The sequence below is a fragment of the Tropicimonas sp. IMCC34011 genome (assembly GCF_003390865.1).
GTDB lineage: Bacteria > Pseudomonadota > Alphaproteobacteria > Rhodobacterales > Rhodobacteraceae > Tropicimonas_B.
The window spans coordinates 321,725-340,333 of sequence record NZ_QMEJ01000004.1 but is presented as its reverse complement, the minus strand read 5'-3'; the positions used below and the strand labels follow the sequence as shown (position 1 = coordinate 340,333).

The following is an 18,609-nucleotide window of genomic DNA, read 5'->3' as shown; positions in this document are numbered from 1 at the left end:
TGAAAGTGTTCAAGCCGACGATCCTGCTTGCCCTCGCCCTGATGGGCGTCATCGTCATGATGATCCTGCCGGTGCCGGCAATCGTGCTCGATATCGGACTGGCCGCGTCCTTCGGACTTGCGATCCTTATCTTCACCCTGACGCTCTTCATCGAGCGCCCCCTCGATTTCTCCAGCTTCCCGACGATCCTGCTCGCGTCGCTGATGCTGCGCCTGTCGCTCAACGTGTCGTCGACGAAGCTCATCATAGGCCAGGGACACACGGGAACGGCAGCCGCGGGCGGCGTGATCCAGGGTTTTGCCGACTTCGTCATGGGCGGCTCCCTCCTTCTGGGACTCGTCACGTTCGGCGTTTTGATGATCGTCAACTTCATCGTCATCACGAAGGGTGCGGCCCGCATGGCGGAGGTCGGTGCGCGCTTTGCGCTCGATGCCATGCCGGGCAAACAGCTCGCCATCGACAGCGACATGTCCGCCGGCGCCATCGATCATGAAGAGGCAAAAGGTCGACGCGAGACCGAACAGCAGGAAACGACGTTCTTCGGATCGCTCGACGGCGCGTCAAAGTTCGTGAAGGGCGATGCCGTTGCGGGCCTTCTGATCACCGGGCTCAACCTTGTCGTGGGCCTGATGATGGGCGTCCTCGTCCATGGCATGCCGGCGGGTCTCGCCTTCGAGACATATGCGATCCTGACCGTCGGCGACGGCCTCGTGACCCAGATCCCCGCTGTCATCATCTCCATCGCGGCGGCGCTTCTGCTCGCCAAGGGTGGCGCGCGCGGCGCGATGGACATGGCCGTGTTTGGCCAACTCGGTCGCCACCCGACAGCCCTTGTCGCGGTCGCGATCCTGATGGGGCTTCTGGGGCTCGTGCCCGGTCTGCCGCTCCTTCCCTTCGTTGCCGGGGCGGCGATCCTCGGGATCGCGGGATACCGCGCGATGAAGAGCGAGAAGGTGCGCGAAACCGAAGAGGCCAGATCGATGGAGCCACCGGCAGACATCCGCGAACCCTCCATCGGGGACATGCTCGATCTCGACGATATCCACGTCGAGTTTGCGGCGGACCTGGTCGATATGGTCCTGGATCCCGCAACTGGCCTCGATGCGCGGATCTCGAACATGCGCAGCCATGTCGCCTCCAATTTCGGGCTCCTGCTCCCGGAAATACGGCTGACGGACAATACGGCGCTCCCGTCCGGGACGTACAATGTGCGTATCCATGGGGTCATCCAGGCGACGGATACGCTGCGCCCGAGCCACCTTCTCGCGCTGGTCGGCGACGCGGTCGGCTCGTTGCCACCGGGGGAGGACGTGTCCGAGCCGGTTTACGGAGCGCCCGCGCGCTGGATCGGCGAGCAGGACCGGGAGGAGGCTGCGTTCGCCGGCGTGACGATCGTGACGCCGGCCGAAGTGCTTGCTACGCATCTCCTCGAGGTGGTGAAGCAGAATTTCCCGCGCCTGATGACCCTGAAGGCTCTGCGTCGCACCCTGTCCGAGTTGACCAACCTGTCGGACCCGGCGCGTTCGGAAGCAAACCGGAAACTCATCGACGAGCTCGTGCCGGACAAGGTTCCGGTCGATTTGCTTCTGGCGGTCCTGCGGCTCTTGCTGGAAGAGCGGGTCTCAATACGCAACCTTCCGATGATCCTCGAAGCCATCGCCGAGGCGCGTACCGTTGCCGCAACGCCGGAAGCGGTCTGCGAGCATGTGCGTCAGCGCCTCGGGTTTCAGCTCGTGGCCGCGCTTCGGCGGCCGGACGGCACCGTGCCGCTCCTGCAACTTGCGCCGGAATGGGAGGACCGCTTCCGCGCCTGCCAAGTGAATGCCCGGCAGGGAACGCACGAAATCGCGCTGCCGCCGGACGAGTTCGACAGGCTCTCGACGAGCCTTGCCGAACGCCTCGCGCAGGCTGCGAGGGACGGGATTAACGCGGGCATCGTTGCGCCGCTGCAAAGACGACGCTTCATCACGTCCGTCCTCGCCGCGCGGGGGCTGACGGCGCCGGTTCTTTCCTACGAGGAAGTCGGGATGGACGCGCGTCCGTCGATGATCGGGCAGATCCCGGCGTGACCGCCCTGGCGCAGATAGTCCCGGCGATAGAGCCCTACCTGACCGTGGCCATCGCCGTCTTTCTCAGGGTGGGAGCGGCCCTGGCGGTCTTTCCTGCCTTTGGTGAGCGCAGCGTGCCGCAACGCATCCGTCTCGTCGCGGCGATTGCATTCACGGCGATTATCCTTCCGGCAGCCGCGCCCCATTTTCCGGACGAGCCGCTCGGCGGCCGCGCCTATCTCACCGAGCCGCTGACCGGTCTCGCGTTCGGAATCATGATCCGACTGACGATGCATGCCCTGCAGATCGCCGGTACGGTCGCGGCCCAATCGACGTCCCTGTCGCAGATGTTCGGGAATGCCGGCGCCGATCCGATGCCCGCCATAGGTCACGTTCTCGTCGTCGGAGGTCTCGCTCTTGCGGTGATGGCGGATCTCCACGTGCGGGCCGCTCAGGCAATGATACTGACATACGACATGGTCCCGCCCGGTCGGCTCATTCCTTCGGGAGACCTCGCGGAGCTGGGAATCGCCAGGATCGGTGAGGCCTTCGCGCTCGGCGTGACCCTCGCTGCGCCCTTCATGATCGCCGCGTTTCTCTACAATCTCGCGCTGGGCGTCATCAACCGCGCCATGCCGCAACTCATGGTCACCTTCGTCGGTGCTCCCGCGATCACGGCCGCGGGTCTCATCCTCCTCGCTCTGGCAGCACCTCTCATGCTGCAGGTCTGGCTCGGGGCACTCGAGTCCGTCCTCGAGCAGCCGTTCAGGATGCCACGATGAGCGACAAGGATGGAGCGGAAAAGAGTTTTCAGCCGACGCAGAAGAAGCTCGACGATGCGCGGCGAAAAGGGGAGATCCCGGCTTCGGCCGATCTCAACACGGCGATGGCCTACGGGGGATTGCTGACCGGAGCGGCGCTGTTCGGCGGATCGGCATTCGCCTCGATCGGTGCCATCGGAGCCGGCTTCATCGGCGCGGCGGATCGCTGGGCCCCCCTTTTTCTCGACGGCCGCGGTACGGCGGCCATGGGCGGCACGTTAAACGCATCGGCGCTCGCTATCGCGCCGCTCTTCGCGCTCCCCGCCGGCGCCGTGGCCGTGTTCCTGCTCGCTCGGCGAGGTATCGTCTTCGCGCCGGAAAAACTGCAGCCCAAGCTGTCGCGCATTTCGCCGCTATCGACGATGAAGCAGAAGTTCGGGCCCTCGGGCCTCTTCGAATTCGCCAAGAGCCTCGTGAAGCTGATCGTCGTGAGTGCGATCCTCGCATCGTTTCTCTCATTGCGAAGCCAGGAACTCATCGGCAGCGCCGGCCTCCCGGCGAAAGGCGCGATCGCCCTGCTTCTGCGAACCGGCCTCGAGTTCCTGGCGGTGATCGCCGCGCTGCAACTGGTGATCGGCGGCATCGATTTCGTGTGGCAGCTCTTCGATCACAGGCGCAAGAACATGATGTCGCTGGAAGATATCAAGGACGAGACAAAGGAGAGCGATGGCGATCCGCATCTGAAGCAGGAGCGCCGTCAGCGGGCTCAGGCGATCGCTTCGAACCGCATGATGGCGGACGTGCCCGAGGCGTCAGTCGTCGTCGTGAACCCCACGCACTACGCGGTCGCGCTGAAATGGGATCGCTCGCAGCCCGGTGCACCGGTTTGCGTGGCAAAGGGCGTCGATGAGATTGCCGCGCAGATCCGGCGAACGGCGAGCGAAGCCGGGGTGCCGATCCACGGCGATCCGCCGACCGCGCGAGCTCTCCATGCAACGGTCGAGATTGGCGCCGAGATCCCCACCGACCTCTACGAACCGGTCGCTGCCGCGATCCGGTTTGCCGAGCGGGTGCGCGAGAAGGCGCGTGGGCTGTGACCGGGAAACGCCGTGTCGCGGACGATCCACGTTTGCCGCGCCTGCTCGATGCGGCTGAGGCGGCATGGCGGGGACGGCAGAGAAAGCTGGCCCGTGCCATGGCCGCGGAACGGGAGGCGGCGGAGGCGGTCGCGGACCTGGATGCGCGGAAGGCGGAATGCCTCGCCCAGATGTCAGGGGCGGGCTCCGCGTCCCCCGCCCAGTTCATGGCGGCATGCCGTTGGATGCAATGGGCGGAGGCGGAGCGTGGGGAGCGCAATGCGGCCCTGGCTCGCGCGCGGGCCGCAGCGATGGCCGAGCGGGACGCGGCACGTCCGGTCTTCGGTCGCGTCGCGGTGCTGTCGAAGCTGAGCGGGAAGAAGCCCGGCGGGTAAGCCGCCGAGCTACCCGTCCGGGCGGAGCCTTCAGGAATCCTGCCGCGCGATATCCGTGATTAGAACGTCCACCACCTTCGGCCCGACGACGTCATGGGCAACGCTGAGCAGATCGCGTCTCAGCCCGTTCATGATTACAGCGTCGGTGAACTTGCCGCTGAAGCCCCCGGCATTGGCATGGTCGAACAGGACGCGCAGAAAGCCGTCCCGCAGTTTCGGTTCGCGGGCATAAACCTCTTCTTGAAGAGCCGGCTCGGTCTCCAGGCTGATCGACATCACGATCATCGAGATGACCCGCTCGCGGGACATGACCGGAACGATGAACTGATTGTTGAACTTGACGAACTCGGTGTCGTTCGACGGTTCCGGGATCGGGGCCGCGGCGGGCTTCACGTCCCCGTCGAGCGGAGCGCAGGTCTCCGCCAAGTCCTCCCCCTCGCCGTCGGGCTTCAGAGCAAGTCCCGCCGCAATACCGCCACCGCCGCCAACGAGCGCAAGGATGAGGGGAAGGAGAAGTTTCTTCACGGGTCTGGCTCCGTCAGAAAGGCAGGACGATATCGGCGATCTGCTGACCGATCCGGGGCTGCTGCACGTCGGTAATCTGTCCGCGGCCGCCGTAGGAAATGCGCGCCGACGCGATCTTGTCGTAGGTGATCTCGTTCTGCCGGGAGATGTCCTCTGGCCGGACATAGCCGGACACGATCAGTTCGCGGATCTCAAAGTTGACCCGCACCTCCTGGCTTCCTTCCACCCGAAGGGCGCCGTTCGGCAGAACCTCCGTGACGGTCGCCGCCACGCGCAGGGTCAGCTTCTCGTTCCGGCGGACCGATCCGTCCCCGGCGGAAGAGCTGGAGCTCGTCGCATCGACCGCGTCCGCGAGGCTAGCGCCAAGAGGAAGACGCGGATCGACCCGCTGGGGAATGCCGACAAGCGATGAGATCGCCAGATCTTCACTGCCGCTGCGGCTGCGCTCGGTCGAGTTGGAGATCTCGGCTTTCTCGTCGATCTCCACCACGACGGTCAGGATGTCCCCCTGGGCGCCTGCGCGCCGATCGCCGAGGAGCGATTGGCGATCCCGGCTCCATAGCGATGCCCGGTCCACCGGGCCCTCCGGCTCGAGCGGCGTGGCGAGGGGCGCGGCAACCATGGCGTGGTGCTCGTAATTCCCGGAATTCGAAGTGAAATCCGGAGCGCGGCCAATGTGGCCCACACGGTTGCAGCCTGCTGCGGCCAGGCAGAGAAGAATGACGGCGATCGCGCGCATCAAGGGGACTCCAGTGCAAGTTCGAGGTCCGAATTCGGGCTCAGTACGACGCGCCCCGATCCGTCTACGCGGCCGGTGACCGTGGTGCGGGAGCTGAGGTTCATGGCGCGAATGCGGTCACCTTCCGCGCCCCGGTCGAGGGCGCGCCCTTCGGTGGCGATCGCGACGCCGCCGGCGCGATAGACGAGCGTAATCAGGGCGTTGCGTTCGATGAGTGCAGGGGGCGCGAGGTCCCCGGGACGAATCGCACGATCCGGATAGAGCGTGACCACAGCTTCGAGGCCGACCGCTTCTACCGGGTGTTCCAGTGCGCCCGTGGTCTCGCCAGGGAGGATCTCGACATCCTCCGGAGCGATGATCGTCTTGGCTCGGATGACACGTGTCGGAACGAGTGTCTCGGCCGATGCCGGCAGGCAGACCAGTAGGGCCGCAAGCGGCGCGAGATATGTCGCGAGGGCCGTCATCGGATCTGCGTGGTTGCGCCGAGCATCTGGTCGGCGGCGGAGATGACCTTGGCGTTCAGCTCGTATCCGCGCTGGGCCTGGATCAGTTCAGTGATCTCGCGAACCGCATCGACGGTGCTGTCCTCGAGGTAGCCCTGGCGCAGGGTGCCGAGGCCATCGACACCGGGGGTGGACACCAGTGCGGGGCCGGATGCTTCCGTTTCGAGAAACAGGTTCGAGCCCATCGCCTCGAGGCCCTTGTCGTTGGAGAAGTTGGCGAGCGTGATCTGGCCCAGAAGCTCCGGCTCGACGCGATCCGCGAAGTAGGCGTAGATCTCGCCTTCGCCGTTGATGGACAGGCTCCGTGCGTCGTCGGGAATGGTCAGGCCGGGGACGATGGGATAGCCGTCCGCCGTCACGATGAGCCCGTCCGGCGATCGTTTCAACGCGCCGTCGCGGGTATATCCGGACGCACCACTCGGCAGTTCCACTTCGAGATATCCACGTCCCTCGATGGCGATGTCGAGGTCGCCGCCTGTCGCGCTGAGCGCCCCTTGGGCCACGTTGACCGTCACCGCCGAGGGGCGGACGCCGAGCCCGATCTGGACGCCTGCTGGCAGGACAGTCCCGTCCGATGAATTGATCGTGCCGGGGCGGGTCAGCTGACGGTAGTGCAGGTCCGCGAATTCGGCGCGACGTGCGTTGTAGCCCGTGGTGCTCATGTTCGCGAGGTTGTTCGAAATGACGTCGACCCGCATTTGCTGGGCCGTCATGCCTGTTGCAGCGATCTTGAGTGATTCCATGAAGATATGTCCTCTCAGCCGAGCGTTTCGATGACGCTGGCAACGCGCTTGCTCTCACGGTCGAGGAAGCCCTGGCCCAGTTCGTAGGCCCGCTGCACCTCGATCATCCGGGCCAGTTCCAGCACCTGGTTGACATTGGCCCCCTCGACGAAGCCCTGCAGGATCGTGGCATTGTCGGCGGGGTCGGTTCCGCCCTCGGCGCGGAAGAGCGTATCGCCCGTGCGCTCCAGCTCGGTGGGGTCGCGTGGCACGACGAGACCGATCTGCGCGACGGGACGGCCGTCCGCGCTTACCGTCCCGTCCGCCGCGACTGCGACCCCCCGAGCGTCGGGCGGGACAAAGATCGGGGCGCCCCCCGCGTCGAGCACGAGGTGACCGTCCGGAGTGACGAGGTCTCCGTTGCCGCTGGGCTGAAAGGCTCCGGCCCGCGTGAGGCGGGGGCCGTCCGGAGTTTCGACAGCGAAAAAGCCCTCCCCCTCGATCGCCAGGTCAAGCGTTCCGCCTGTGCGGTTGAGGGGCCCCTGTGACAGGTCCACGGTCCGTCCCCGCGCCGCGCCCATGCTTGTCGACGGCCCCTCGCCGGCCGAGGACACCCATTCGGAGAAGATGACCCCCTCGCGGCGGAAGCCGGTCGTCGAAAGGTTCGCCATGTTGTTGGCGATGGTTCGCATCTCGGCCATCAGGCCGCTCTGCCGGGTCAGGGAAATATAGGACGACATGTCAGATCCCCGCGATCAGCGGCACGAGCCGCGCGGTGAAGAAGTTTGTCAGCGCACCGGTCATGAACCCCATCGAGATCCAGAAGGTGCAAACGATGGCGAGGAGCTTCGGTACGAAGGTGAGCGTCATTTCCTGCACCGAGGTCAGGGCCTGAAAGAGGCCGACGAGGAGGCCCGCCGCCAACGCAACCGCGAGGATCGGCATGGAAATCACGACCGCCAGTCTCAGACCCTCGCGCAGTACGTCGAAGAAAACGGCCTCGCTCATGGGATCAGACCGGCATCCGCAGGATTTCCTGATAGGCCTCGACGACCTTGTCGCGGATGGTTGCCGCAGTTTCGACGGCCAGCTCGGTTTGCGCCAGGGCGGACACGAGAGCGTGGGGGTCGGCTTCGCCGAGCATCGCCGCCTTCGCCGTCGCCTCGCCCTTCGCGACGGTGGCGGTCATGTTCCGCACTGCATCGCCGAAAACTGCGCCGGGGCCGCTACCGGGGTTGGGCGCGGTGACGGGGCGTGCGTCGGCATAGCCCCTGAGGGCGCCGAGAGCTGCGATCTCCATTCTGGATCTCCTTTAGCGTTTAATCAGATCGAGCAGGCCGGCCATCATCTGCCGGGCCTGATCGAATGCCTTGAGATTGGCCTCGTAGCTGCGTTGGGCCTGACGGGCGTCCGCGATCTCGATCATCAGATCGACGTTCGACCCCTCGTAGGTCCCGCTGGCATCGGCGAGGGGGTGGGAGGGGTCGTGAATTCGCTCCAGATCAGCCTGGCTCAGCCGAACGGGTCCCGTCCGGACGGCGCGCGTCTCGGTGCCGGTTTCCTCCAGGGTGAATGCGACGGTCTTTCGCCGGTAACCGGGCGTGTCCACGTTGGAGATGTTTTCCGAGACGTGCTTGATCCGGGCGGCCTGAGCTTTGAGCCCGCTCGCCGAGAGCGACATGGTGCGCGCGAGATCGTTCATCCCTTACCGCCCCAGGCCGTGCCGGATGACGTTGAGCGCGTTGCGGTAGATCGCGAGCGCTATTTCGTGCTGTTGCCGCGTCTCCGAGGACTTCACCATCTCTGTCTCGACGGAAATGGTGTTGCCGTTCGGGTCCGCGTTTGAAGTCTCGGTCATTACGTCCGGAGAGCGGCTCCAGCCGGTCACGAGATGCCCCGCCCGCGTTCGTGACGGGCCTGGCCGGGATGTCGCGTCCCAGACTTCGCTGAAGGGCGCGATATCGCGGGCAACCTCGCCGGGCATATCCACGCGCGCGATGTTGCCGGCGATAAGAGCCTGGCGACGCCCGGCATGCGCCGCCATGCCATGGGCCATTCTGAAGACGTCCAAGGTGTCGAACATCGGGGTTCTCCCGTTTGCTTCAACACTCTCTTAAGGCCGATTCCTTTAAAAACCGTTTGCAACAAAACGGGGAGGCTCAGAATGGCCGAAACGACCATAGAAAACCTGTTCGACGCGGAATTCCGGGATCGGAGCGCATTTCGGCCGGCGGGAAGAATCCTGTCGGCGGGACGGGGTCTGTTCGAGGTCGGAGGTCTCGCGAGAGATGCGGCGCTCGGCGATCACGTTCGGTTCGAAGGAGCCGCGGGGCGGATACGGGGGGAGATCGTTGGCCTATGCGATAGTGCAGTCAGTGTCTTCCCCGACGGGGATGGCGCGGGACTGAGGGTTGGGGATCCCGCGGTTCTCATCGGTCCCCCCAGCCTCGCGCCGGATCGGGGGTGGCTTGGCCGGATCGTCGATCCTCACGGCAAGCCGCTCGACGGGCGCCCGCTCGGCCGGTCCTCACATCCGCGCGCGCTTTTTTCAGCGCCGCCGCCGGCCTCCGCTCGCAAACCGTTCGGGCCCCGCCTCGATACGGGTCTCGCGGTGTTCGACACGCTCCTGCCGGTTGTTCGGGGGCAAAGGATCGGGCTTTTCGCGGGGTCGGGCGTCGGGAAATCCTCCCTTCTCGGAATGCTCGCCCGGGGGCTCGAAGCCGACGTCGTGGTGATCGCGCTCGTCGGGGAGCGGGGGCGGGAGCTCGGCTCCTTCGTTCGCGACGTTCTCGGACCCGAGGGCCTTGCCCGGTCCGTTGTCGTTGTGTCGACGTCGGATCAGCCTCCGCTGTCCCGGCGGCTGGCTTTGCCGGCGGCTTTGACGGTGGCCGAACATTTCCGCGATGAGGGGCAGCATGTTCTTCTTCTGGCGGATTCGATCACCCGGTTTGCCGAAGCGCATCGGGAGGTTGCACTTGCCTCGGGCGAATCGGCGTCGATGCGGGGCTTCCCGCCGTCCATGGCCCATGCGACGATGTCCCTGGCCGAGCGGACGGGGCCCGGTGCGTATGGATGCGACGGAGACATCACGGCCGTTTTCTCCACGCTGGTCGCCGGCTCGGACATGGACGAGCCAGTCGCCGATACGATACGGGGCGTACTCGACGGCCACGTGGTTCTCGATCGCGAGATTGCCGAGCGCGGCCGCTACCCGGCAATCGACGTCTTGCGGTCGGTCTCCCGGAGCTTGCCCTCGGCAGCGACGCCGCGGGAAAACGCGATCATTGCGACCGCCCGACAGAGGCTGGGCGCATATGCGCGTGCAGAACTCATGATCCAATCCGGCCTCTACGAGCCGGGCTCGGATGCCGCCACGGATGCTGCGATCAAGGTATGGACGTCGCTCGACCACTTCGTATCTGAACCCTCGGACTGCGTCGCATCGTCTTTCCTGAAGTTGTCCGCCGCGCTAGCGCCGGGAGGGCTACTGTAAGGTCGGCCCAGAGGGATATCGCGCTCGCTAAGGAGCGGAGGCCGGGCAGAGAAAGCAAGAGACGGTCTCGCTTTTCTATCTCTGCCTGAAGCTTGCCTGAAGGGTTGCGGCCTGACTGACGAGGGTCAGGGCCGCAGATCCAGTCGTAGCACCGAATGCCTCCGCGTCGGCGCGGACGAGGAATATGCGGATCAACTTCTCCATGCGTTCAGGCTCCGCAAAATCGGCCGCGCTGCTCGCTCCGAAACGTCGTTCAGCAATATCCTTGAACGTGTCGAGCTGTGCGTCGAGATCGAGAGCGCCGAACGAGGCCGGGAGGCCGAACGCCTTTTCGAAGACGGCCCTCAGAGGCTTGTTGCCCATGATCGTGTACCATCCGGTGTTGGCTGATCCACCGGCGTTTGAAAGTTCGCCCAATTCCCGCCGCGCGCCGAGTGCAAGGCGGAGGTTCGCATCCTGCTCACCCACGTCCTTCTCGAAGCTCCGAACCGCGAACTCCTTCAGGATCGAATCTGCAAAGCCGGGGCGAATGGTCTTAGGCGGAAGACCACTGCCGAAGCCGAACGCGGCGGAAAATTTCCTGTAGCGTTTATCGGCAAGACGGTTGGAGAGCGCGTCCGGCTCGATCGTGCCATCAGACAGGATACGTTCGACGAAGGCACGGTTGTTGATATCGTCCTCGAGGCCGAAGGCACCAAGCGCGACGCCGAGCAATCGCCGGTCCGCGACGAGGTCGGCGGCAGAGGTGATCGATCCGATCTTCTCTGCGAAGTACGCCTTGTCCCGCGACGAGCTCGAATGCTCGGCATGTGTCTTCTGCTGGCTTTCGAGGGTTCTCGTCAGGAAACGCCAGCCGCCATATCCGCCACCCACGACAATCGGCTGAAAGCTCATGCCACGTCGCTCGACATCAGGCGATCCTCCTCCGGGATCAGTCGACGCAGGATCTTGAGCGCCTGGTAGAAATTCCTCTCGCGGACGAGATCTCCTGCGATAGAGAGCACCTGCAGCCATTCGCGTGCAACGAAGACCTGGGACAGCTGATCGATTCCACGCAGGATCTGATGCTGGGCCTCGTCCGGGGCCGCGTCACCGGCGAGGACGAGTTGCGCGATGTAGCAGACCCGGCGAACCGGAGTCGTCGCTTCCTCCGGGTGGATGGCATCTCTAAGCCGCAAGATATTTGCGTTCTTGCTGACGATGCTCAGGCGGCTGCGGCGTTCGCCGTTCTCGATCACGGCTCCATTGATCAGCACACGCTCGCCGGGCCCCAGTTTGAGGACGAGCCCGCTCATGCCGCCTTCCCCTGCGGTGCGAGGCCGCGCATGACGGACCTGTTGATGTCAACGAGGGGCTCGGCGCCCAATTCACGGCGCAGGACCTGGCGACTGTGATGGTCGACGAACCGGGCGAGGTAGAAGAGGCGGGCACGAAGATCGCGGGGCAAGCCGTTGTCCGTATCAGCAAGGTCAGCCGCCAGGATGATCCATAGGCGGCGGTTGGCATGCACGGCGGAGGCCAGGGCGGAGAAGTCGTCGGGGCCCGCAGAGCATGCGGATTGTAGGCGTCGGGTGACGTCCGCGAAGACGGCGTATTCGGTACCGCGCTGTGTTCGGATCGGAGCCGATCCGGATCCGTAGGCCATTCGGGCCATGTCGACTGCGTTCACTGGATTTCCTTCCGGATGTTCGTGACTCGAACACTAGATCGGGTCGGGGGCGCGAATGACCGCGCCCCCGATTTTGCCTTAGCGGAACAGCGAGAGGATGGACTGCGGCGCCTGATTGGCGATGGACAGAGACTGGACGCCCAGCTGCTGCTGCACCTGCAGCGCTTGCAGCTTGGCGCTCGTCTCTTCCATGTCCGCATCCACCAGCGTACCGATCCCGGCCGTCAGGGCATCGGACAGCTCGTCGATGAAGTTCGCCTGCGTCTCGATGCGGCCCTGGACGGAACCGAATGCCGCCGCGGCGGCCGTTGCGGACTGGATCATGCCCTCGATATTTCCGAGCGCGGTCTCCGCATCGGCCTCCGTGGCAACGCTCAGGTTCTCGAGCTGAGCCAGGGCGCCCGTGCCACGTTCCTGCGTCAGAGTGATGGCGATGCCCGTCTCGTTCGTCAGGTTCTCGACGTCGAGGGTGCCGCCGCCGAGGGTCAGGCTGAACTTCGTATCGTCAAGGCCAGCTGCGGCCAGACCGTTCTTGAGCCCCGACAGGACGGCGTTGTTATCGTCCCCGGCCTGCACCGTATAGCTGCCTTCGGTGTTGCCGACCTTGAGACGCAGGACGTCGCCGGCGACGAGACCCGTGCTGACAGAGGTATCGACACCGGCTTCGCTCGCCTTCAGTGCTGCCGTTCCAGTTGCGGCACCGGACGTATCGAGAAAGTTCGAGCCGAGGGCGACCTGCGTCGTGTCGTTCGCGCCCCCGTTCTCGGTCAGCGTCGCGACGCTGTTGGTGGCGGCGGTGACGGCAGTGCCGGCGGTCGTCGAGAGGTTCTGGGCATCCACGCCGATATTGGAGATGGCAACGCCGCCGCTGGAATTGCGATCAAGCGAGGACAGGATGTCGGAACCGAGATTGCCGTTGGAGTTAAAGGCGCTGCTGGACCCATCGACGAGGTTCAGGCCGTTGAACTGCGCGGCACCGACCACGGACTTGATCTGATCCGTCAGGGCATCGACGTCGTCCTGCAGCGTGGCGCGGGAGACGTTGTCGGACTGGGCCGCGACGATCTTGCCCTTCATGTCGTTCAGAAGGTCGACGACCGTCTCGGACGCCTGCCGGGCAACGGCAACGGTGGACTCGCCGAGGGAAAGGCTCTCGGAGATGCCCTTGAAGCCTTTCACGTCGGATTCCATCACTTTCGAGATGGCCCAGACCGCGGCGTTGTCCTTGGCCGAGGCAACGCTCTTGCCCGTGGATATCTCGGACTGGGTCTTGGTCAGGTTCGCATTGATCCCCTTGAGGGTCTGGAGCGCAACCATGGAGCTGGTGTTGGTCAGAATGCTGGACATACGAGTAAGGTCCTTGAAGTGGGTCGGCGTGTTCCGCCTGTTTGCAAGTTCCGCCGGGGGGCGGTGCGTGGTCGGTGTTCTGACCGAGGCAGGCCCTTTCGATGGCCTGACCATCCATGCTGGATGCGGGGCCATGTCTGACGCTCAAACCCTAACGGGTGGCTAAGGTGCACGGATCAGACACGGAAGAATTGAACTAAAAATCAGCGTCTTCGTTCGAGGCGACCGCTTGAGGGTGTGCCTTGGGCGGAGCCGGTGGCGTCGTAGGTCCGGAGCGGTGCGCTTGTTTCTGCGATACGAGAGAGCGCAGACTCGATCCCCCGGGCCGCCGCCTTGAGCAGACGATGGTTCTCGGCACCGACCCGTCCAAGCGTTTCGGCAAGCGCGGCGGCAGGGCTGATTCCCTTGGCGAGGATCGCTTCCTTCCGCGCGGTGATCTCTTCGAGCCGTGCCAGGTCACCGGACAGGAGGGCCGAGCGTTCGGATTCGAGCACGCGCAGGAGACGCTTGGCGCTGCGTTCACTCATTGCTCCGCCCCGCGATCTGCTGAAAGAGCTGTTCCGCAAGGCCGATCCCCCCGGCATTCGCGATATGACGCGCCTGTTCGCGGCGCATCATGTCTGCAAATTGCGCCTCCCCGACGCCGCCGCCGAAACTCTCGCGCGCCTCGCCGAAGCCGGCGTGTTTCAGCATTTCGTCAAGGAACACGCCCTCGAGCTCTGTGGCGACCTTCCGGATCGCCGCGTTTCTGTCCGCCTGCGGCGGGGCGGAGGTGGTCGTCTCGATCAGCATTCTGCCACTCCTTTTCCTGTGTGGCGGCGCTATTACCGTTCCGCCGGTAAAGAAGTGGTAAGGGGCTTGGGATATCTGACGGTGGTCGATACCCCGAGAGAGGCCCACAGCCGATGTATCTCGCGCTGCCCCAGACCGTTCCGTCCGTGGCTCCCGAGCCCTCCAGAACGACCGCGCCGGACGCGGCCAAGGGCGATTCGGGCGTGTCGTTCCTGCTTCATATGATGCCCGAAGTCGGTGTTCCGGACGGGGAGCAGGGCGCGCTATTGCCTGACGGGGAGGCCCTCGCTGCCGGGGGTGCCCCGACGAACGACCAGGATGTCGATCCGGATGTCGAGGCAGCGAACGTTGCGGAAATCGTGGTGGAGTCCGGTGAGACTATCGCTCCGGTGGACGTCCCGTCGCATCGGGGCAAACCCGAAGGTGATGAGGCGATGGACCCTGCGCAGGGCCAGCCGGCGGAGGATCGGACGAGGGACTTGCGTGCCGGTGCCGCCGGGGCCGAGTTCGCGGCTCCCCCGCGGATCGAGGCGACCGCCGAAACGCCTATACCGAGAGGGACGCGCGAGGCAGCAGAAGTACCTCAGCAGCCGGAGCTCCGATCCGTGACGAGCAACACGCCCGTACCCGGGCAACCGTTCGATGTCAGCTCGGTTGATATGCGCGCCGTCGATGCGCGCGCGGCAGAGGGGCCGCGTGCCGTCACCGGACGCGTGGTAGGCGGGCAGACCTCGGTCGATCGTCTTGCCGTGACCGAGGACCGACAGGTTCAGGTGCGTGTTCTGGCGGATGAGAGGAACGCAGAGCGGGCTCGGGCGGAGCGGGCGCCGCCCGAGGAGGTGGAGGACAAGCCCTCGCCTCGGGCCGCGGCGCCCGATCGATTGACGCCACAGGTCAAGGTCATGCCGCAGCAGGCTTTCCTCCAGTTGGCCGCCGTCGATCCGGGGATCGGGGCCGGGCAGGCAGAGACGGCCGCGATGCCTGCAGGGGGCGGGGACGCAGGCACGCTGCAGAGTACGTCTCCTGCCGGTCCCGCGACCGCCCCCCAGACCAATCCGGCGCAGGCCCAGACCCAGGCCGCGGCAATCACCCAGCAGATCGCCGACGCCGCGCGGCGCCAACCCGATGGGCGCGTGGAGATCCGTCTTGATCCCGAGGAGCTCGGTCGGGTGAGCCTGACCCTCTCCCGTGGCGAGAACGGGATGAGCGTCAGCGTCGTCGCCGACCGGCAGGAGACGCTCGATCTCATTCGGCGCCATTCCGAGCTTCTCGCCCGCGATCTCGCTGGACTCGGGTATGGCTCTGCAAGCTTCGACTTCTCCGGCGGATCCACCCGGCAGGGCAGGGACGACGATGCGCCGTTCCAGACCGGGGGAGCTCTGCCGGACGGAGCTGGAGCGGAGCCTGCCGCCTCGATCAGAATGGCGCCGGGCACGGGCCTCGATCTCAGAGTATAGGAGACCATAATGGATGTTTCGCCCGCACAGCTCACCTCTCAGGGCACTCAAACAAGCGCGAGCAAGACGGCAAGCGCTGCCCTGTCGTCCGATTTCGAGACGTTCCTGAAGATGCTGACGACGCAGATGGCCAATCAGGATCCGCTGAACCCGATGGAATCGTCGGATTTTGCGCTTCAGCTCGCGACGTTCTCCGGCGTCGAGCAGCAGGTCCAGACCAACCAGCTGCTCGAGGGACTGGCCCGGTCGATGGGGGCCGGGAACATGGCGCAGCTTGCCGGCTGGGTCGGCATGGAGGCACGGGCGGAGGCGCCGGCCGCGTTCACCGGGCGGCCGATCACCGTCGTGCCGTCTCCTCCGCCGGAGGCCAGCACCGCCGATCTTGTCGTGCGGGATGCCGAAGGCGTGGAGCGGGACCGCGTTCGCATCGGGGCCAGCGGCTCGCCGCTGGACTGGACCGGCGAACTCATGGGGGGCGGGATGGCCGCGCCCGGGATCTACAGCTTCGAGACGGAGGCGCTGGACGAGGCGGGCGAGGTGATCTCGACCGACCCGGCGGAGGTCTACGTCCCGGTCACCGAAGCGCGGAACGCCGGGGGGGAGGTCCGGCTGGTGCTCGCCGGCGGCGCGGAAATCGCCGCCTCCGAGATCGCCGCGGTCAGGGCCGGACGCTAGCGGACCGGCGTCAGAGCAGAGTCATGACCCACCCGGCAAGGAGCGCCGAGGCTGCGCCGAACGCGAACCACAGACCACGTCGCCTGGGCTCCTCCCTCCGGCCCTGCTCCTGCACCTGATCCCGCCGGTCCTTCTGCGTTTCGCGCAGAAGCTCCTCGGCCAGATGCGGCAGGCGCGGGCCGAACCGGGACAGGACACGCGCCGTCCTTGCCAGATCCCGTGCGAAGGCCTTGGGGCCGAGATTGTCGCGGATGTAGGTCTCGACCACGGGCTGCGCGGTGTTCCAGATGTTGATGCGAGGATTGAGCGACCGCGACACCCCTTCCACCACGACCATGGTGCGCTGCAGAAGGATCAGCTCCGTCCGCGTCTCCATCCCGAAACGCTCCGTGACCTCGAAGAGATAGGTCAAGAGGCGGCCCATCGAAATGCGGGAGGCGTCCATGCCGAAGATCGGCTCGCCGACGGCGCGCAGGGCGCGGGCGAACTCGTCCACGTCGCGGTCGGCCGGGACGTACCCGGCTTCGAAGTGCACCTCTGCAACCCGCCGGTAATCCTTGCGGATGAAGCCGTAGATGATCTCGGCATAGACCCGGCGGGTGTAATCGTCGATCCGCCCCATGATGCCGAAATCGAGGGCGATGATGTCCCCGTCCGGAGAGACCTTGAGGTTCCCCTGATGCATGTCCGCATGGAAGTAGCCGTCCCGAAGCGCATGGTTGAGGAACAACTCCAGCACCCGATCGCCGAGAGCCGCGCGGTCGTGCTGCATTGCGTCGATCGCGGGCAGGTCATTCGCGGGAATGCCTTCGGCCCAGTCCAGCGTCATCACCCTCCGGCCGGAGAGGAACCAATGCACGCCCGGCACCCGGAACCCCTTGTCCGCCTTGGTGTTCGCGGCGAATTCGGCGGCTGCCGAGGCTTCCATCCGCAGGTCGAGTTCGCCAAGAACGGTGTTCTCGAAATGCTCCACGACCTCGCGCGGCCGCAGGCGACGGGAGGCGGGGTGAAGCGTCTCGATCACGGACGCGATCAGGTAGAACGCATCGATATCCCGGCGGAAGGCCTGCTCGATGCCCGGCCGCAGCACCTTCACCGCGACCTCCTGTCCCGTCTCGGCGACGCGCGCATGGTGGACCTGCGCGATCGAGGCGGCGGCGACGGGCTCCGAGAATTCCGAAAAGAGTGTCTCGGGATCTGCTTCCAGCTCCGCGGAGACGGCGGCGAGCGCCTCGCTCCGCGGGAACGGGGCGAGCTTGTCCTGAAGGACGCGGAGCTGCCGGGCGAGATCGTCGCCCACGACGTCCGGGCGCGTGGAGAGGATCTGGCCGAACTTGATGTAGGCCGGACCGAGCGCGGTCAGGGCCCGCGTCGCGGGCGGCAGCGCGGGATCGCCCTCGTCCCCGAGGAACCGGAACGGCCGCCCCAGGATCCGCGCGACGGCGCGCAGGCGCGGCGGCGCATCCATCGCTTCGAGGACGACGCTCATCGCGCCCGTCCTCTCGAGCGTCGCGCCGGTGCGGATAAGCCGCCAGATATTGTGGGGTCCGCGCACCTAGATCTTCCACCCCGAATGAAGGGCCGCGATCCCGAGCGAGAGGTTGCGATACGCGACGCGCTCGAAGCCAGCGGTGCGGATCATGGAGGCGAAGGTGTCCTGATCGGGGAACTTGCGGATCGATTCCACGAGGTACTGGTAGCTGTCACGGTCCCCCGTCACGAGCTTGCCCATGCCGGGAATGACGTTGAACGAGTAGGCGTCGTAGGCGCGGCGCAGCGCATCGTTCGGAACGCGGGAAAATTCGAGAACCATCAGTCGCCCGCCCGGCTTCAGGACGCGGAACGCCTCGTTCAGGGCCTCTTGCGGCCGCGTGACGTTGCGGATTCCGAAGGCGATCGTGAAGACGTCGAAGGAAGATGCCCGAAACGGCAGCGCCATCGCATCGCCCGCGACCCAATCCAGCCGCTCGGCGAAGCTCTCCGCGTCCGCCCGGCCGCGCCCGGCTTCGAGCATGGAGGTGGTGACGTCGCAGATCGTGGCCGTCGCGGTCGGCGCGCGCTTGAGGAACCGGAACGCGATGTCCCCCGTTCCGCCGGCCACGTCGAGGAGCACCTGGCCGGGACGCGGTGCCAGCCAGTCCATCATGGCATCCTTCCAGAACCGGTGAACGCCACCGCTCATCAGGTCGTTCATCAGGTCATAGCGGGACGCGACGGAGGTGAAGACGCCCTGTACGAGCCCCTTCTTCTCGGACTCCGGGACGGTGCGTGCGCCGAAATGCGTTTCGGGGGACGTCGGGTCGCTCTGGGGATGATCGGTCATGGGCCCTTGCCGTGGTGCAGACCGCCCTTTCTTATAGGCCGTCCGGGGCGGGAGACAATGGACGGCCCGAACGACGAAGCGAGG

The 18,609-nt window shown here is 65.7% G+C and carries 24 protein-coding genes; 7 read left to right on the top strand and 17 right to left on the bottom strand.

Annotated elements, in window-relative coordinates:
- Positions 1–41: 41 nt before the first annotated feature.
- Genes flhA through DQG15_RS18220 form a run of 4 tightly spaced genes read left to right on the top strand, consistent with a single transcriptional unit; the run spans position 42 to position 4,280 of the window.
- Complete coding sequence (gene flhA / locus DQG15_RS13625; RefSeq protein ID WP_116086365.1) at positions 42–2,069, top strand: flagellar biosynthesis protein FlhA; 2,028 nt, start codon at positions 42–44, stop codon at positions 2,067–2,069.
- On the top strand, positions 2,066–2,830 hold the full coding sequence (locus DQG15_RS13620; RefSeq protein ID WP_116086058.1) for a flagellar biosynthetic protein FliR: 765 nt from the start codon (positions 2,066–2,068) through the stop codon (positions 2,828–2,830). Before flhA ends, DQG15_RS13620 begins: the two co-directional genes overlap by 4 nt.
- Positions 2,827–3,906, top strand: coding sequence for a flagellar biosynthesis protein FlhB (locus tag DQG15_RS13615; protein ID WP_116086056.1), 1,080 nt, complete (start codon positions 2,827–2,829; stop codon positions 3,904–3,906). Before DQG15_RS13620 ends, DQG15_RS13615 begins: the two co-directional genes overlap by 4 nt.
- Positions 3,903–4,280: a hypothetical protein gene (locus tag DQG15_RS18220; RefSeq protein ID WP_157968999.1), complete on the top strand. Its 378-nt coding sequence runs from the start codon at positions 3,903–3,905 to the stop codon at positions 4,278–4,280. Before DQG15_RS13615 ends, DQG15_RS18220 begins: the two co-directional genes overlap by 4 nt.
- A gap of 30 nt (positions 4,281–4,310) precedes the next feature.
- Here the strand turns inward: DQG15_RS18220 and DQG15_RS13605 are convergent, their stop codons facing one another.
- From DQG15_RS13605 to DQG15_RS13565, 9 genes are read right to left on the bottom strand one after another with little or no spacing between them, the layout of a single operon-like run.
- Positions 4,311–4,805 carry a flagellar basal body-associated FliL family protein gene (locus DQG15_RS13605; protein ID WP_116086054.1) on the bottom strand — a complete coding sequence of 165 codons (495 nt, stop codon included), beginning with the start codon at positions 4,803–4,805 and terminating at the stop codon, positions 4,311–4,313.
- Between the two features lie 13 nt (positions 4,806–4,818).
- Positions 4,819–5,544 (bottom strand): flagellar basal body L-ring protein FlgH, encoded by a 726-nt coding sequence (gene flgH / locus DQG15_RS13600; RefSeq protein ID WP_116086053.1) that lies wholly within the window; start codon positions 5,542–5,544, stop codon positions 4,819–4,821.
- A complete protein-coding gene (gene flgA / locus DQG15_RS13595) occupies positions 5,544–6,008 on the bottom strand; it encodes a flagellar basal body P-ring formation chaperone FlgA (RefSeq protein ID WP_116086051.1) in 465 nt (154 codons plus the stop codon). Before flgA ends, flgH begins: the two co-directional genes overlap by 1 nt.
- The gene (gene flgG / locus DQG15_RS13590) at positions 6,005–6,790 is read right to left on the bottom strand and encodes a flagellar basal-body rod protein FlgG (RefSeq protein WP_116086049.1); all 786 of its coding nucleotides are present in this window, start codon (positions 6,788–6,790) and stop codon (positions 6,005–6,007) included. Before flgG ends, flgA begins: the two co-directional genes overlap by 4 nt.
- Positions 6,791–6,804: 14 nt before the next feature.
- Entirely contained in the window at positions 6,805–7,509 is a 705-nt protein-coding gene (locus tag DQG15_RS13585) for a flagellar hook-basal body complex protein (RefSeq protein ID WP_116086048.1), read from the bottom strand.
- A gap of 1 nt (position 7,510) precedes the next feature.
- Complete coding sequence (locus DQG15_RS13580; protein WP_116086046.1) at positions 7,511–7,777, bottom strand: flagellar biosynthetic protein FliQ; 267 nt, start codon at positions 7,775–7,777, stop codon at positions 7,511–7,513.
- Positions 7,778–7,781: 4 nt separating this feature from the next.
- A complete protein-coding gene (fliE, locus tag DQG15_RS13575) occupies positions 7,782–8,069 on the bottom strand; it encodes a flagellar hook-basal body complex protein FliE (protein WP_116086045.1) in 288 nt (95 codons plus the stop codon).
- Positions 8,070–8,081: 12 nt separating this feature from the next.
- Positions 8,082–8,471 (bottom strand): flagellar basal body rod protein FlgC, encoded by a 390-nt coding sequence (flgC, locus tag DQG15_RS13570; protein WP_116086043.1) that lies wholly within the window; start codon positions 8,469–8,471, stop codon positions 8,082–8,084.
- A 3-nt stretch (positions 8,472–8,474) separates the two neighbouring features.
- Positions 8,475–8,852, bottom strand: a complete 378-nt coding sequence (locus tag DQG15_RS13565; RefSeq protein ID WP_116086041.1) for a FlgB family protein — start codon at positions 8,850–8,852, stop codon at positions 8,475–8,477.
- 81 nt (positions 8,853–8,933) lie between these two features.
- Here DQG15_RS13565 and DQG15_RS13560 point away from each other — a divergent pair, with 81 nt between their 5' ends.
- The gene (locus DQG15_RS13560; RefSeq protein ID WP_116086040.1) at positions 8,934–10,262 is read left to right on the top strand and encodes a FliI/YscN family ATPase; all 1,329 of its coding nucleotides are present in this window, start codon (positions 8,934–8,936) and stop codon (positions 10,260–10,262) included.
- A gap of 75 nt (positions 10,263–10,337) precedes the next feature.
- Here the strand turns inward: DQG15_RS13560 and DQG15_RS13555 are convergent, their stop codons facing one another.
- The 6 genes from DQG15_RS13555 to DQG15_RS13530 all read right to left on the bottom strand — a co-directional run bounded on the left by DQG15_RS13555 (position 10,338) and on the right by DQG15_RS13530 (position 14,070).
- Positions 10,338–11,156 carry a DUF1217 domain-containing protein gene (locus tag DQG15_RS13555; RefSeq protein WP_116086038.1) on the bottom strand — a complete coding sequence of 273 codons (819 nt, stop codon included), beginning with the start codon at positions 11,154–11,156 and terminating at the stop codon, positions 10,338–10,340.
- Complete coding sequence (flbT, locus tag DQG15_RS13550) at positions 11,153–11,557, bottom strand: flagellar biosynthesis repressor FlbT (protein WP_116086036.1); 405 nt, start codon at positions 11,555–11,557, stop codon at positions 11,153–11,155. Before flbT ends, DQG15_RS13555 begins: the two co-directional genes overlap by 4 nt.
- Complete coding sequence (gene flaF / locus DQG15_RS13545; protein WP_116086034.1) at positions 11,554–11,931, bottom strand: flagellar biosynthesis regulator FlaF; 378 nt, start codon at positions 11,929–11,931, stop codon at positions 11,554–11,556. Before flaF ends, flbT begins: the two co-directional genes overlap by 4 nt.
- A 78-nt stretch (positions 11,932–12,009) precedes the next feature.
- Entirely contained in the window at positions 12,010–13,278 is a 1,269-nt protein-coding gene (locus DQG15_RS13540; protein ID WP_116086033.1) for a flagellin, read from the bottom strand.
- 203 nt (positions 13,279–13,481) lie between these two features.
- Positions 13,482–13,805 (bottom strand): flagellar export chaperone FlgN, encoded by a 324-nt coding sequence (gene flgN, locus DQG15_RS13535; RefSeq protein ID WP_116086031.1) that lies wholly within the window; start codon positions 13,803–13,805, stop codon positions 13,482–13,484.
- Positions 13,798–14,070, bottom strand: a complete 273-nt coding sequence (locus DQG15_RS13530; protein WP_116086030.1) for a rod-binding protein — start codon at positions 14,068–14,070, stop codon at positions 13,798–13,800. Before DQG15_RS13530 ends, flgN begins: the two co-directional genes overlap by 8 nt.
- 113 nt (positions 14,071–14,183) lie before the next feature.
- On the opposite strand from DQG15_RS13530, the gene DQG15_RS13525 reads away from it, so the two are divergent.
- Positions 14,184–15,527 (top strand): flagellar hook-length control protein FliK, encoded by a 1,344-nt coding sequence (locus tag DQG15_RS13525; RefSeq protein ID WP_116086028.1) that lies wholly within the window; start codon positions 14,184–14,186, stop codon positions 15,525–15,527.
- 9 nt (positions 15,528–15,536) lie between these two features.
- A complete protein-coding gene (locus DQG15_RS13520; RefSeq protein WP_116086026.1) occupies positions 15,537–16,202 on the top strand; it encodes a flagellar hook capping FlgD N-terminal domain-containing protein in 666 nt (221 codons plus the stop codon).
- A 10-nt stretch (positions 16,203–16,212) separates the two neighbouring features.
- Here DQG15_RS13520 and ubiB read toward each other — a convergent pair whose 3' ends face one another.
- Together ubiB and ubiE are read right to left on the bottom strand one after the other, a co-directional pair.
- Positions 16,213–17,757: a 2-polyprenylphenol 6-hydroxylase gene (ubiB, locus tag DQG15_RS13515; protein ID WP_116086025.1), complete on the bottom strand. Its 1,545-nt coding sequence runs from the start codon at positions 17,755–17,757 to the stop codon at positions 16,213–16,215.
- Positions 17,758–18,525 carry a bifunctional demethylmenaquinone methyltransferase/2-methoxy-6-polyprenyl-1,4-benzoquinol methylase UbiE gene (ubiE, locus tag DQG15_RS13510; protein WP_116086023.1) on the bottom strand — a complete coding sequence of 256 codons (768 nt, stop codon included), beginning with the start codon at positions 18,523–18,525 and terminating at the stop codon, positions 17,758–17,760.
- Between the last annotated feature and the right edge of the window lie 84 nt (positions 18,526–18,609).